The organism is Methylomagnum ishizawai, assembly GCF_019670005.1.
GTDB lineage: Bacteria > Pseudomonadota > Gammaproteobacteria > Methylococcales > Methylococcaceae > Methylomagnum > Methylomagnum ishizawai.
In genome coordinates this window covers 345748-358927 of record NZ_AP019783.1, presented here as the reverse complement: position 1 = coordinate 358927, position 13180 = coordinate 345748, and the positions used below count along the sequence as shown (strand labels likewise).

Sequence of the window (13180 nt, the reverse complement as noted above, 5' to 3'; positions counted from 1 at the left end):
GGCCACGGGAAAGGGGCTTCCCGCCGGGCGGGCGGGCGGGACGCCACCCGGGGGGGAACCGGGGATGGCCTCATGGGCTTGGGGGGTGGGCGCTTCGCTGTCCATGGCGGGCATGGTGCCCGCCATGTCGTTGCATTGGTATACCGGAAACGCAACCCATGGATAAGGTGGGCATGGGAAAGCCCCGGCGGTACGGGGCTTGGCGGGGGTGCGCCAGGGTTATCGCATCCTACGGCTGATCGTGGATTTGTGGCATCCGAGTTCCCTGGCTATCTCGGCGCAGGTTTTCCCTTCCGCCCGCGCTTCCTTGATCCGCGCGTTGGAAATGGGTTTCCTTTTCGGCACATATACCCGCGTCCCCCCATGGGTATCCGATAACTGCGCCAGTATCGCCCTGGTCTTCAAATCCTGCGCCATGGTGGCCACCCGCGACGTTTGTTGAATACAACCTGCATAGATCCCCCTAATCATCCCGCTTATCCAGCCGCGCCATCATCCGATCCGCCCACGCCTTGCCCGCGTCCCCGCCCCACAGCGCCCACGCGATGCGCCCGTGGCTGGGATACCCACCCTCGCTGGGCCGGAACCCCTCCGCCCGGGTGTCGGGTTCGTGCCGGGCGAAGAAGCTGTGCATCCGGCGCACGGTCTCGGGCGACAGGTTGCGCCGCCGGGCGATGTCGCGGGCGCGGGCGATGCCAATAGCCGTGCCACCGCGCCCGTGCTTCCTGCGCCACGCGAGGCCGCGCTTGGCTTCTTCCGCCATGGCGCGGGTCGGGCGCAGCGCCAGGGCCGCGTCGCCGGTTTGTTGTCCTTCGGAGCCGGTATCGCCTTCCTCGTCCGGCCCTTCCTCGATGTCCAGCAAGTCGTCGTCGGTCATGGCCCGGTAGGTGCCCCGGTCCTTGAGTTCGCGGGCCACGAGGCCGGGGGTGACGGCCCCCATGTCCACATAGGCCCGGTCCCGGTTCGCCCGCTTTTCCTCCACCTCGGCCTGTTCCTTGTCGGTCAGTTCCCACAGGCTGTTGAAGCCGAACCCGGCGTCGTCCGGGATGGCCCCGAGTTCGTGCCGGTAGAGGATGGCGTCCAGCGTTTCCAGCCGGGGCCGGAGTTCGGTCTCCTGGTCCGACGCGATGCGCCCGTAATAGTTTTCGAGGTCGCTGTCCCCGGTGGCGTTCAGCCCGCCCGGCGAGCGCCCGAACAGCCGGGTGAGGGGGATGCCCGCGGCCCCGGCCACGTAGGCGTAGAACTCCTGCATGATCTTGTCGAGGTTGGCGAACGAGTTGGATTTCTTCTCGTAGGTTTCGGTCTCGTCCAGCATGAACAGGTGGTTGAAGCTCTTCATGGTGGCCGCCATACGGAACCGCTTGTGCAGCAGCGCCTCCCCGTCCTTGCGGGACAGCTTCGCATCCAGGCTCGACAGCTTGAGGATGTCCACGTTGGCCTCGAACATCATGGTGGCGATGGCCGCGACCGTGGTGTCGCAGCCCTTGAGGGCGTCCAGGACGTGCTGCAACGCGCTGTCGTGCCACAGGGCGTTCTGCCGCCACGAGGACCAGGGCAGCCGCTCCCCGTCGAACCGGACGACGCGGCTGTGGTGGATTTCGTAGCCGGTGTCGGCCAGCAGGTAGGATGCCGGCATCCCGAAGTGCGGGGAGGCCGGGTCCGCCTCGATCTTGCCGGACGACGGGCAGCGCCAGCGGTCCGCCACCATCAGGTAGCGCAGCCCGCCCCTGGGGATGCGGTCGATTTCCAGGGGTTCCGCCATCCGGCGCGGCTGGGCCTGGGTGTCCGCCGTGCCGACGATGATGAGCGAGCCGCCATAGAGCCGCGCCCACCGCAGCGCCTCGTTGACCTTGTGGCGGACCCCGAACCACTTTTCGGCCTGTTCCATGCGCCGGTTCTCGGTGCCCCGGCCATCGTCGAACGAATGCGCCCGCCACTCCCGCGTCATGTCGTCCGCCGGGGCGTTGACGATGCGCTTGGCGAGCCAGGACACCCGGTACATGTTCTCCAGGTCTTGCCGGGTCAGGAGGCGCGGGAAGGTCCATCCGGTGTGGAACGCCTTGTCCCGCCCGGTCCCCAGCCCGGCCAGGATGTTTTCCAGGCCGTCGCCCACGGGACGGCGGGTTCCTGGCGGCATGGGTCCGTCCTGTAGCGCGGCCTGTTGGATGGGTTCGGGGTAGAGTTCCCGGAAGGCGGCGGTCGGCACCAGTAGGCCGCCGGAGGAGGGTCGGTAGGTTTCCATGGGGTCCTCTCAGTGGGATTCCTCGGCGAGGAGGTCGAAAAAGCCGCGGCCTTCGCCGACGAGTTCGGCGTAGGCGTCGGAACAGGCGTCCACGATGTCGTCGTGGGCGCCCGAGGGGAAGCGCTCCATCTCGGCGAAGAATTCGTCGTTCCAGGGGGCGGCCAACACCTGGACGTGCCCGTGCTGCCAGTGGGCGGCGAACGGCCTCGCCCGGACCTCCTTGGCCTTGCCGGGCGGACGGGCCGCGACCATGAACCCTTCCCCGGCCAGCATGGCCACGAAATCCTCGGCCTGCCCCTTGCCCGCCTGTCCGGGGTCTTTCGGTACGGTGACGCGGACGGTATGCCCATCCGACCACGCGGTATCCAGCACCAGGCTTTTCACCCCGCCCGCCCGCTTCCGCACATGCTCGAGGCCCGCGATCAGGACTTTGCGGTCCCCGGCCCGGTAGCCCATGAGGACCCCGGCGGTCCAGGACGGGTCCGGGTTCTCGCGGTTCGGCTCGGTCGCGGCCAGATCCCAGGCCCGGACCCAGGTCCAGGCGTCCATGTCGTCCGGCGGGCCGTCCACCCTCTCCACCTCGGCCCGGTCGAAATAGCTGCCCGCCGTGGCCCGCACCTTCCAGTTCCCGTCCAGCAACCGGCCGCGGCTGACCCGGTCCATCGCCATCAGCTTGGAACGGTAGGCCGGGTCCTTCTCCAGCAGCACCCGGTTGTCGTCCAGCTTGGCCGGGATGAAGGTCACGCTGAACGGCGGGCCTTCGGCGGCGAGGTCCGGGTGGGCGGTTTCCGCTTCTTCCCGGCTGCCGTACCAGCGGATGGCGTCCTGCACCCGGTAGAACCAGCGCACCACCCCCGAGCGTCCATAGAGCGGGAACCCGGTGTCGGGGTCGATCCACCAGGCGATGAACCCGGCCACCCAGCAATCCGGGTCGGGATTGCAGGTCGCCCGCAGGTAGGGCTTCACGCCGCAGAGCGAGCGGTTGCGGTTGAGCATGTAGAAGAACATGGACTCGGTGAACAGTTCGAGCTGGTCGAAGCCGATCATCGTGATCTCCGCGCCCAGGTAGTTGAACTTGTCGGCCTCCCGCTGCATGTGGGTGAACTTGATCGACGCACCGCTGGGCCAGGACCACGACTTCGCGCCGTAGGACGGGAGGCCGCCCAGGTCGCGGTACATGGATTCCGACGCCTCCCACATACCGCCCGGCAGGTTGATCTCGGGGAAGGTGCGGCGGAACACCAGGGCGCGGAAGCCCTTCACGTCGCGGTGCCTGACCGGGTCGGCCAGCAGGGAGAAGGTCTTCCCGCCCCCGGCGGCCCCGCCGAAGATCACGATGTCCGCCTGGGATTCCAGGTATTGCCGTTGCGGCGGCGATAGCCGCGCCAGCAGGTTCCGCTCGCGCCCGCCGTCCCGGAGCCGCCGCCGGGCCTCGCGCACCGCGGCCTCCATCATCCGGTTCCGGGCGCGGGCCGGGGCGCTCATGGCAGGTCCCCTTCCAGCTTCGCCATGGCGAGCCGCACGGCCTCCTCGAACACGGCGTCGGGGTCCATGCCCGCCGCTTGCAGGTCGGCCTTCCAATCGCCGTTCTCGACCCTGGCCGCGATGGGCGTCCCCTCGCCCGTGAGGAGGCGTTCCTCCTGCATCGCCCGGAAGTACAGGTTCCAATCGCCGTCTTCCCGCGCCCTCGCCTTGACCTCGGCCAGTTCGGCCAGCAGGGGGGCGCGGTCGGGCTTCTTCGGCGGCGGGTCGGGCACATGCCCCAGGGCGGCGCGCTCCACCCGCGTGGCCGTGTCCAGCAGCCTCGCGAGTTGGTAGGGGGTCAACGCCTCGGCGGCGGCTTCGCGGGCCTCCGGCGTCCGGTTCCAGGCCGCGAGCTTGGCGTTCACCACGGCATGGATGGCCTGGGCGCTGTGGGCGTGGCGGCGCTCCATGTCCCGGATCGCCCGTTCTCTCTCCTGGCGGGCGATCCGGTCCAGGTGGTCGGTGTAGGCGGCGGCGCGTTCCACCCATGAGAATTCCGCGCTCCAAGCCTTGTGACGGCGTACTTTCTGGGTACTTGCGTCCTCGCCAACTGACCTTTGGATGCTCCTTTCCCCTACCGGCATATCCCGGTACCGGCGGAACGCCGCGTAGGCCGTTTCCGACTCGCCCGGTTGGCGTTCCCATGGATGCTGCGGTGTCGGCTGGGTCCGGTTGCTGGCCATGGTCTACGGCTTCACCCCAAGCTTGTTGGCGAGCTTGATCTGGTTCTTCGTGACCCAGGCCCGCTTGTACTGGGTGTCCTTGAACAGCTTGGAGAAGCCGGTGATGTGCTTGAGCCTGACCAGTTCCTCGGCCTCCATGCCCAGCTCGTTGCAGATCTGGGCGTCGCTCCATCCCTCCTCCAGCATCTTGAAGACCATGGCCGACATGCCCTGGACGCTGTGCCTGCCCCGCGCCCGGTTGTGGCGGACGGTCGAGGCCATGCGGTCGTTGATGTCCTTGTCGATGACCACGCACGGCAGCAGCCCGCCCGTGGTGGCGTGGATGTCCGGGTGGGTCTTCATCGTGTAGTAGCGGTGGAAGCCGTCCACGATCTCGAACCGATCCCGGTCGGGATTCCAGATGACCACGACCGGTTGGGTGTAGCCGTCGTGGCTGATCGAGGTGTGGAGCAGGCCCATCTCCTTGTGGGCCACGCTGTTGGGGTTGTAGTCGTTGGGCGAAACCTTGTCGATGGGTATCCAGCGCACCCAATCGATGGGGTGGGCGATGCCCGACAGCCCGTGCAGGATGGCCCTGAGTTCGGCGATGGCCGCCATGCGGTCGGGGGCCGCTTCGACGTATTCACGCAATTGCAAATGGATCGGGTGGTTTCTCACGGCGTTTCCTGGCTTTGTGGTGGCTGCCCTGCGTGTATTGCCCGTGCGAGGCCTGGAATAGCCGCATGGCCTCGGGGTGGTGGTTGTTCTTCAAGACCATCCCGACGTGGTATTTCCACAGCGCGTCATGGATTTCCCGGTCGAACAGCTTGTCGGCGTTGTCGAATTCCTTGCGGAAGGTGGCCTTGATATCCGGGTCGGCGATCAGGTTTTCCAGCAGGTGTTCCCGGTATTCCCGCCAATCCCGGAACATCCACGGCAGTGCCTTGGGGGCCATGAAATCCTCGCGGAGGGTTTTCGCGGTGTTCAGGCCGCCGATCCTGGCCGTGATCCGGTTCCAGGTGTCCTGCTCGATTTCCTGGAGGTAGTAGAGGGTCTTGACGGCGGTTTCGTGGTGGACGTTGGAAACCCGCATCTCCATGATGGGAACGCCATACATGCACATGTAGTCGTAGATCCGGCAATACGCCCAGCCGTTGTCGTGGATGGCCTTCCAAATATCGGTATAGCTCCAGTCGTAGAGGGGATACATCGTATATTGGTGCTTCCGGGCGTTTTCCTTCTTGCCCCAGGTGATGTGCTTGTAGGTGGCGTAGGAGGTCAGCCCCAGGGCGCGGGCCGGGGATTCCTCGCAGCGCACCCCGGCGATGTTGATGTAGGGGCCGCCCTGGAAGTGGTGGTCGGCGAAGGCGTTGAACATCCCGCCGAAGCGGTCCACGCCGAACCGGTTGTCCTTGATGCTGATGGGTTCCTTTTCCCGGACCCATTCCCGGCCCGGCTCCCAGCAATGCAGCCACGGTTCGAGGGTGCTGGTGGCGTTGAAGATCTTGAACGGCACCTGGAGCCAGAGCGGGTTGACGCGGGGGTCGGCCATGACGGTGCGCCATTCGGCCTCCTGGTCGATGAACAGCACGTCCACCGGCAGCCGCCCCTTTTCCTCCGCCACCATCAAGGCCAGGTTGAGGCATACCGTCGAATCCTTGCCGCCGCTGAAGTTGACGACGATGTTCCCGAACTCGTCGTACAGCCAGCGGAACCGGTCCAGCGCGGCCTTCCAGACGGTGCGGTTCTGGTAGATCCTCACGCCCGTCCCCTGACAATCACATAGTTCCCGAAGTCCAGGCGCTCGCCGTCGATGGTTTCGTGGTTGTGGCCATGCCAGGGCACGCCGCCGCCCATCGGGACGTGGGTGGCGGGGACGTAGCCGGGCCGGTAGAACATCAGGAAGTATTCGCCGCCCGGTGCCAGCAGGTCCTTGACCTTGCCCAGGTGGCCGGGGTCGATGTAGGACGGCGAGCCGAACAGCGCGACCGCGAAGTCGAACCGTTCCGGGGTGTGGAACGCCTCGAAGCCGGCATGGACCAGCCCCTTGGCCAAATGCGGGGCCTTGGCCCGGAACTTCGCCAGCATCAGCCCGGAGGGGTCGAGGCCGGTGTACCCGCCCAGGGGTTTCAGTTCGGCCAGCAGCCCTGTCCCGCAGCCGATGTCCAGCACCTTGCGGTTCCGCAGGTCGGGCAGCAAATCGGCCAGGGCGCGGTTCTCGCGGGCCGCGTCCGGGGCGGCGAACAGGTCGTCGTAGTCGTGGGCCAGGGTGTCGTAGGGCGATCCGGCCTCGATGTAGGCGCGGTTGATGAGGATCGTGGTCTCGATGGGGTCGCCCATGGTCCAGTACTTGAACCCGTTCACGTCGAAGCGGGTGAAGGTCTTCCTGCCATACCGCTCGGGGTAGCCGTAGCGGCGCATGGCCTCCACCACCCGGACGAACTCGCCGTCGTCGGGCCAGTCCTTGCGCAGGGTGTACCAGTTCGGGCAATGGGGCATGGTGCGGGCGTAGGTGTATTGCCGGGCCGTGAGCGCCCCGGCGGTGGCCTGGAACAGGTCGAAGGGGATGGGCTGGTTCATTGGGCGTCCCTCAGGATCAGGGCGAGGTCGTCGGCGTTCATGTGGAAGGATTCGGCGCAGTTCGGGCAGAGCAGTTCGGCCTTCCGGCGGGCGTCCCCGCCGGAGAACCGGCCATCGGCGCGGGCCTGGGCGCGGTCCACCTCGGCGTCGGTGACTTGGCGGTGGTCGGTGCCGGGGTCCAGGGCGGGCTGGAAGCCCGGTTCGGGTGGCGTGGCCCTATCGGGGAGCGCCAGCAGCCGTTCCAGCTCGTCGCCGGAAAAGCCGATGTCCCCCAAATCGAACCCGTCCAGTTCCAGGCCGTCCAGGTTGAGCCGCAACAGGTCATCGTCCCAGCCCGACAGCAGGCCGAGCTGGTTGTCGGCGGCCACGAAGGCCCGGAACTCGGCGTCGGTCCAGCCGGTGCAGTCCTGCACCGGCAGCTGGCCCCTCGGGAACGGCGGGGCGCCGCGCTCCCTGCCGGGGGCCGGGTGGATATCCTTGCCCTCGGCCAGCAAGCGCCGGCAGGCCGCGAGGGTGCCGTGGCCCTTGGCGATGACGCCATCCCGGACGGCGACGACGCCGACGAACCCCACCCGGTCGATCATCGCGGCCAGCTTGGCGATCTGTTCCTCCGGGTGGATGCGGGGGTTATCCCCGTGGGGGGCCAGTTCGGCGATGGGGCGCAGGGTGGCCGTGGGCTTGGCTTGGGTCTTGGTCTGGGTCATGGTTTGCCTTCCAGGTAGTCGATGAGGGTGTTCCGCGCGGCCTCCCAGCCCCAGCGGGCCACGGCCTTGTAGCCATGGGCGTTGAGGGCGTCGAGCCAGTCGAGTTGTCCGGGTTCCAAGGCACCGGGCCGCGCCCCCGGCCCCTGGGGTGCCTTGAGTTCGATCCACAGGCCATGGAACCCGCCGCGCGGGACCGGGAGGCACAGGTCGGGCACGCCGGCCCGGACGCCTTCGGCCCCGAGCTTCGCGGCCACGGCGGGGTGGCGGTCGCCGCCGTTGGGGATGGCGAACAGCAGGCCCAGGCCGGGATGGCGGGCCTTGGCGAGTTCCACCCACCCGAACAGCGCGGCCTGTTCCCGGTGTTCGCGGTCGCGGGGTTTGGGCCGGGGCGCGTGCCCGGCCCGCAGGGCGTTCCCGCCGGGATGGGACGCCCTCACGCCGCCACCCGGTTCAGGAGCCAGCCCATGACGAACGCCTCGTCCTTCCCGCGGCGCGATGCCAGATCGATGTAGAACGCCCCCTGCTGCGCGTTGAGGCCGCGGATCAACGCCGCGATGCCGTCCGCCCCCCGCGTCCGCCGCAGCTCGGACACGGCCCGCACGGTGGCCGGGCCGACCCTGCCGTCCACCGCGAGGTCGGGGTAGTCGCTCCCGGCCCGGTTCAGCACGTTCAGCACGGTCTGGAGGTTGCGCCCGGCCCGGTCCAGGCCCATGTTCACGCCCTGCTCGAACACCTCGCGGGCCACGTGCGCCGAGACGGCGGCGATGGCGTCCAGGCCCAGCCGGTCCCAGAACCCGGCCTTGTAGATGCGCCGGGCCTCGGCCGGCGGCATCGACCGCATGGGGCCGGCGTAGCCCGCCGCCCTGGCCGTCGCCGCCGTGATGCCCCACATGGTCTCGCCGCCGGAATCCGCCGGGTTGTCGCTGTACCGGCCCTCGATGCCGACGACCTCGCGGAAGGCGTCCTGGAAAGGGGTTTCTATGGTTGCGTTGCTCATGGTGTCCTCCATCGGGATGTCAAGGTTTCGAGGTTGCGTGGCCCTTGCGCCGGGCCATGGGCCGTGGTGCGTCGGCCGGGCGTCCCATCGCCTCCACCGCCTGGATGCGTTCGCCGATCCAGCGCATGACGGGCACGGCCATGGCGTTCCCCAGCGCCTTGTAGCGCGGGCCGTCGGCGGCTGGTTTGCCCCGGTAGGGGACGCGGGTGTAGTCGTCGGGGAAGCCTTGCAGGCGCTCGCATTCGCGGGGCGTGAGGCGGCGCACGCCGGTCCCGGCCAGGATGTTCCGTTCGCCGCCTCGGCCGCCGCCGTCCGGCGCGAGCAAGGCCGGATGGATGTCGCCCATGATTTCCAGGGAACGGCCGCCCTTCCGCCCCCGTTCCTGGAAGGCCAGCACATGGGAAGCCGGATCGGTGCCCGTGGTCAGCGCGTCCACGCGGTCCCCGGTGTCCCAGGCTCCGCAATTCGGCGAGGTGCGGTAGGCCATCGGCACCAGGGGCGTGCCCCGTCCCGTGCCGTCCTCGCTGGCGTCAAAACCTTCGGCGCGGAGGGAATGGGCGACGAAGGTTTCTACCGTGCCGTCCATGCGCCGTTGGTGTGCGGTCAATGGCCGGGCTACCAACGCGCCCGGCATTTCGGCCATGTCGCGACCCGTTGAATTGCCATAGCTCGCGGTAAGCGTCCCAGATACCAAGCCACCGCCTAGGTCGAAGTCGGTTCCGAGTCCGCCACCGCCCGTAGGGCGGCTTGCAAGGGTTCCGGCAACGCCTTCCCCCGGTTCGCGGCGCGGCGGAGGATGCCCTTGCAGGCCGTGGCGCTCAAAAAGTACCGCCGCGGCACGTCGCCAGTCTCCAAGACGGCCGACAACGAACACACGGCGGCGGCGCTGGGGAACTCCGAAGTATTGAGCGTCAAGAACCCGGTAGGCGAACCCATACCCGAGTTCCGCCAACATCCCGAGGAAGGTTCCAAAATCCCGTCCCCCGTGGCTCGACAGGACGCCGGGGACGTTCTCCCAAACCAGCCAGCGGGGGCGGTATTGGCGAGCAACCGCACCGTAGGCCAGCATGAGTTGACCACGCGGATCGTCCAGGCCCGCTCGGAGGCCGGCGACGGAGAAGGATTGGCAGGGGGTTCCCCCCACAAGGACATCTGGTCGGGCATCGGGCCACTCCTGGAACCGGGCCATGTCGCCCCGGTTGGGGACATCGGGGTAGTGGTGGGCCAGCACGGCGCACGGGAAGGGTTCGATCTCGGCATAGGCCAGCGCCTCCCAGCCCAGCGGACGCCAAGCGGCCGACGCGGCCTCGATGCCGGAACACACGGAAAGGAACTTCACCGTGGCACCTCCCCGTCGCGGGCGTCCGGCATGGGCCTGGGCGGTGTTTCCCAGGGGAACGCGACGCCTTGCTCGGCGGCGAAGGCGTGCATGAGTTCGATCAGGTCGCCCATCTCCCGCCGGGTCATGCGGCTGGTGTGCTGGCCCAGCACCACGAACCCGCCGCCGATGCCGGGCACGACCTTCTCGCGCTTGAGGGCGGCGGTGAACACGTCCTTCCAGTTTTCCGCCGTCAGCCATTCGCCATGCCAACACACCCGCTGGGAGATTTCGGCCAGCATCGACCACATGAGGGCGTTCTGTTCCAGGCTCCGGGTCTTCTGCCTGACCTCGACCACGTAGCCCTCGGGGGCGGTGCGGACGGCTTCCAGGGCGCGGGCGCGGGCTGGATGGGGCGCGGGTTGCAGAACGAAAAGGGCGCGGCTCATCGGCAACCCTCCTCGAATGCGTGGCGGGCGGCTTCGTCGATAGCCATGCCTACCACTTCCTTGAGCCAACCTCTGGGAGGGGGCCATGCAACCCCGATGGCGGCAAGCTGGGCCTTGGTCCAACCACCCGCCGGGGTTTTGTACGTCTCCGCCCATTCCCGCGTGATCACGAATTGGCGCTCGCCGTTCATGCGGCCTCCGCTTCCAGCAGGTCGAATAGCGTGGGCATGGCGTGGTCCCGTTCCGCCGCTTGCAGGTATTGCAGGCCGTCCAGGAAATAGGCCGGGTTGAGTTCCGACGCCCCGCCCCGCCTGCCCATCTTCACGGCGCAGTAGGGCACGGTCATCAGCCCGCCGAACGGGTCGTAGACCCGTTCGTCCCGGTTGCTGTAGCGCTCGATTAGGCGCTCCACGATGTCGAATTGCAGGGGACAGACATGGTTCTGCAAGCCCTTCGCCGACTGGTTGCCGTTGAGGGTCCGCATCCGGTTGATGTCGTGCCAGACGGCGGGATGGCCGGAACCGGGGGCGAGGCTCATGAAGCTGGACGGCAACGCGCCGCGGGCTTCGAGTTCCTCGCCGATGCGGACGTGGAACTCGTAGTCGTAGACGTGTTCCAGGCTGAACCGGGTGAAGGCCTTCGCCAGCCTGTCCGGCCCCATGCCCGCCAGATCATCGGCGGTCAAAGGCCGGTCGCCACGGGACCGCCACAGCGCATGGGCGTCCACCTGCCAGCGGGCGCGGGTGTAGGCGTCTTTGGATTTCTGCACCGGCACATCGGCGTAGCCTTTGGAGCGGTCGGTCTGGGGCTTGCGGAACAGCAGGATGTACTCGGGGGAACCCACGCCCATCTTGGTGCCGTCCTTGCACTGCTCCGACCAGCCCAGGCGGTAGGTCTGGTTGTTCTCGCGCACCACGTCGGTGACGACGGTGATCATGCCCAGGTATTGGAACCCGTGCCGGATGCCATGGAATATCGCCTCGGCATGGAACGGCGACACCGTGGGCACGCCCTGGCCGGTGACGTTGCCGAACAGGATGCGGTCCTTCACATGGCAGCAGTACAGCCGCCCCGGTTGCAGGATGCGCAGCAGCTCCGGCGTGAGGAAATCCATTTGCTCCCAGAAATGGGCGTTGTCCTCGGTGTGCCCGAAATCCTCGTAGGTCGGGGTGTATTCGTAGTGGTTGGCGAAGGGGATGCTGGTGACGATCAGGCCCACGGAGTTTTCCTCCACGCGCCGGGCCTCGTCCACGCAATCGTTGTTCGCCACCCGGAAACGCCCGTGCTTGCCGGAAACCTCCACCCGCTCGACGCCGATGGTCCGGGCCAGGGTGTCCGCGATGGATAGGGTGTTCAATCCGTGTTCTTGGATGATGTCGCTCATATTCGCCGCCAATTCGTTGTGCTGGGTCCACTTCTCCTGCAACGACCGCAGGATTTCCCGTTCCGCCTCAGTGTGGATGATGTGGATTTCACATGCTTCCGTCTGGAGGAACCGGTATATCCGGTGGATGGCCTGGATGAAGTCGTTGAACCGGTACCCGATGCTGGTGAATATCGCCTTGTGGCAATGCCGTTGGAAATTGCAGCCGGAACCGGAGATTTCCTCCTTGGTGGCCAGGTACTTGACGCGGCCCTCCGAGAACGCCACCACCCGCCGCTCCCGCTCGTCCAGGTCCAGCGTGCCGTAGACCTCGGTGGCTTCCGGCCATGCCGCCTTGATGGCGCGGCGCTCGGCTTCCAGGTGGTGCCAGAGGATGTAGTGGGAGCCGGGGTCGGCCTTGAGGATGTCCACCATCCGGGCGATCCGGGCCTCGACGGAATCCCGCTTTTCGCCGGCGGCTTCCTTGAGGCCCATGGCCGCGTCGGGGAACAGCAAGCCCTGGCCGTCGCGCTCGTGGCCCACCAGGTCGCCGGCGGGCACCTCGTGGTAGACCACCTTGAGCGGCGGTAGGGAATAGCCTTCGTCGGAATAGCCCAGGTCGGAGGGGCGTTGCAGGAACACGGCCCAGGAGTTGAGCCAGAGCCAGAATTCCCGTTCCTTGTGCGGATAGAGCGTGAGGTTGTTCGCCTGGGTGGAATCCCTTTTGAAGAACCTCGTGAGCGCCTGCCCGGTGTCCATGATCCCCAGGAACCCGGCGTAGTGGATCAGTTCCTTGTAGCGGTTGGGGCTGGGGGTGGCCGTCGCCACGAACTTGTAGCGGACGCGGGCGAACAGGGGCAGGAACTCCTGGTAGGTCTTGGAGCCGAAGCTACGCAGCACGGACGCCTCGTCCAGGCTGACGGCGGTGAACCGGTTCGGATCGAGCTTCCCGTCCCGGATGCTCTCGTAGTTGGTCAGGTAGAACCCGCTGTCCGCGTCCGGCCAGATTTCCTCGTTGCGGCGGATGAACTTGAATTCCACCCCGAGCATCTGGCCATCGCGGCGGAACTCCTGGCGGACGCCCAGGGGCAGGACCACCAGCACGGTGCCGCCGACCTTGGCCTTGACGAGGCGCAGGACTTCGATCTGGATGACCGACTTGCCCAGGCCGAACGCGGCGAACACGGCCCGCTGTCCGCCTTTCACCGCCCACCGCACGATGTCGCGCTGGTGGGGTTTCAGGATGGGATTGATTTCCGACGGGGCCACGTCGAAGCCGCCGAACTCGGCCAGCCTGATCTTGCCCCGGAGGAATTCCTGGTAGGTTTTTTTCGCGGCCAT

Annotated in this window: 15 protein-coding genes and 1 pseudogene; all 16 read right to left on the bottom strand. The window is 67.4% G+C overall.

Annotated features, from left to right (window positions below; translation table 11 throughout):
* Positions 1 to 219 precede the first annotated feature (219 nt).
* The 16 genes and pseudogenes from K5658_RS24120 to K5658_RS01415 all read right to left on the bottom strand — a co-directional run bounded on the left by K5658_RS24120 (position 220) and on the right by K5658_RS01415 (position 13180).
* Entirely contained in the window at positions 220 to 417 is a 198-nt protein-coding gene (locus tag K5658_RS24120) for a helix-turn-helix domain-containing protein (protein WP_425515954.1), read from the bottom strand.
* 46 nt (positions 418 to 463) lie between these two features.
* Positions 464 to 2242, bottom strand: coding sequence for a DUF1073 domain-containing protein (locus K5658_RS01475; protein WP_221065231.1), 1779 nt, complete (start codon positions 2240 to 2242; stop codon positions 464 to 466).
* A 9-nt stretch (positions 2243 to 2251) separates the two neighbouring features.
* Entirely contained in the window at positions 2252 to 3727 is a 1476-nt protein-coding gene (terL, locus tag K5658_RS23880; protein WP_221065230.1) for a phage terminase large subunit, read from the bottom strand.
* Positions 3724 to 4251 carry a hypothetical protein gene (locus tag K5658_RS01465; RefSeq protein ID WP_221065229.1) on the bottom strand — a complete coding sequence of 176 codons (528 nt, stop codon included), beginning with the start codon at positions 4249 to 4251 and terminating at the stop codon, positions 3724 to 3726. The genes terL and K5658_RS01465 overlap by 4 nt, the downstream gene beginning before the upstream one ends.
* A 201-nt stretch (positions 4252 to 4452) precedes the next feature.
* On the bottom strand, positions 4453 to 5106 hold the full coding sequence (locus K5658_RS01460; protein WP_246628540.1) for an IbrB-like domain-containing protein: 654 nt from the start codon (positions 5104 to 5106) through the stop codon (positions 4453 to 4455).
* Positions 5072 to 6190 (bottom strand): phosphoadenosine phosphosulfate reductase domain-containing protein, encoded by a 1119-nt coding sequence (locus tag K5658_RS01455; RefSeq protein ID WP_221065228.1) that lies wholly within the window; start codon positions 6188 to 6190, stop codon positions 5072 to 5074. The genes K5658_RS01460 and K5658_RS01455 overlap by 35 nt, the downstream gene beginning before the upstream one ends.
* The gene (locus tag K5658_RS01450) at positions 6187 to 7008 is read right to left on the bottom strand and encodes a class I SAM-dependent DNA methyltransferase (protein WP_221065227.1); all 822 of its coding nucleotides are present in this window, start codon (positions 7006 to 7008) and stop codon (positions 6187 to 6189) included. Before K5658_RS01450 ends, K5658_RS01455 begins: the two co-directional genes overlap by 4 nt.
* Entirely contained in the window at positions 7005 to 7712 is a 708-nt protein-coding gene (locus tag K5658_RS01445) for a ParB N-terminal domain-containing protein (RefSeq protein WP_221065226.1), read from the bottom strand. The genes K5658_RS01450 and K5658_RS01445 overlap by 4 nt, the downstream gene beginning before the upstream one ends.
* Positions 7709 to 8149: a VRR-NUC domain-containing protein gene (locus tag K5658_RS01440; RefSeq protein WP_221065225.1), complete on the bottom strand. Its 441-nt coding sequence runs from the start codon at positions 8147 to 8149 to the stop codon at positions 7709 to 7711. Before K5658_RS01440 ends, K5658_RS01445 begins: the two co-directional genes overlap by 4 nt.
* A complete protein-coding gene (locus K5658_RS01435) occupies positions 8146 to 8709 on the bottom strand; it encodes a glycoside hydrolase family 108 protein (protein ID WP_221065224.1) in 564 nt (187 codons plus the stop codon). Before K5658_RS01435 ends, K5658_RS01440 begins: the two co-directional genes overlap by 4 nt.
* Positions 8710 to 8728: 19 nt before the next feature.
* A complete protein-coding gene (locus K5658_RS24115; RefSeq protein WP_425515953.1) occupies positions 8729 to 9295 on the bottom strand; it encodes a DNA cytosine methyltransferase in 567 nt (188 codons plus the stop codon).
* A 116-nt stretch (positions 9296 to 9411) separates the two neighbouring features.
* On the bottom strand, positions 9412 to 9645 hold the full coding sequence (locus K5658_RS24110; RefSeq protein WP_425515955.1) for a hypothetical protein: 234 nt from the start codon (positions 9643 to 9645) through the stop codon (positions 9412 to 9414).
* A pseudogene (locus tag K5658_RS24105) lies at positions 9617 to 10033 on the bottom strand (DNA cytosine methyltransferase); the annotation flags it as partial. The pseudogene K5658_RS24105 and the gene K5658_RS24110, both read right to left, overlap by 29 nt.
* Before the next feature lie 11 nt (positions 10034 to 10044).
* A complete protein-coding gene (locus K5658_RS01425) occupies positions 10045 to 10476 on the bottom strand; it encodes a recombination protein NinB (protein WP_221065223.1) in 432 nt (143 codons plus the stop codon).
* Positions 10473 to 10667, bottom strand: coding sequence for a hypothetical protein (locus tag K5658_RS01420; RefSeq protein WP_221065222.1), 195 nt, complete (start codon positions 10665 to 10667; stop codon positions 10473 to 10475). Before K5658_RS01420 ends, K5658_RS01425 begins: the two co-directional genes overlap by 4 nt.
* The gene (locus tag K5658_RS01415) at positions 10664 to 13180 is read right to left on the bottom strand and encodes a DNA methyltransferase (RefSeq protein WP_221065221.1); all 2517 of its coding nucleotides are present in this window, start codon (positions 13178 to 13180) and stop codon (positions 10664 to 10666) included. The genes K5658_RS01420 and K5658_RS01415 overlap by 4 nt, the downstream gene beginning before the upstream one ends.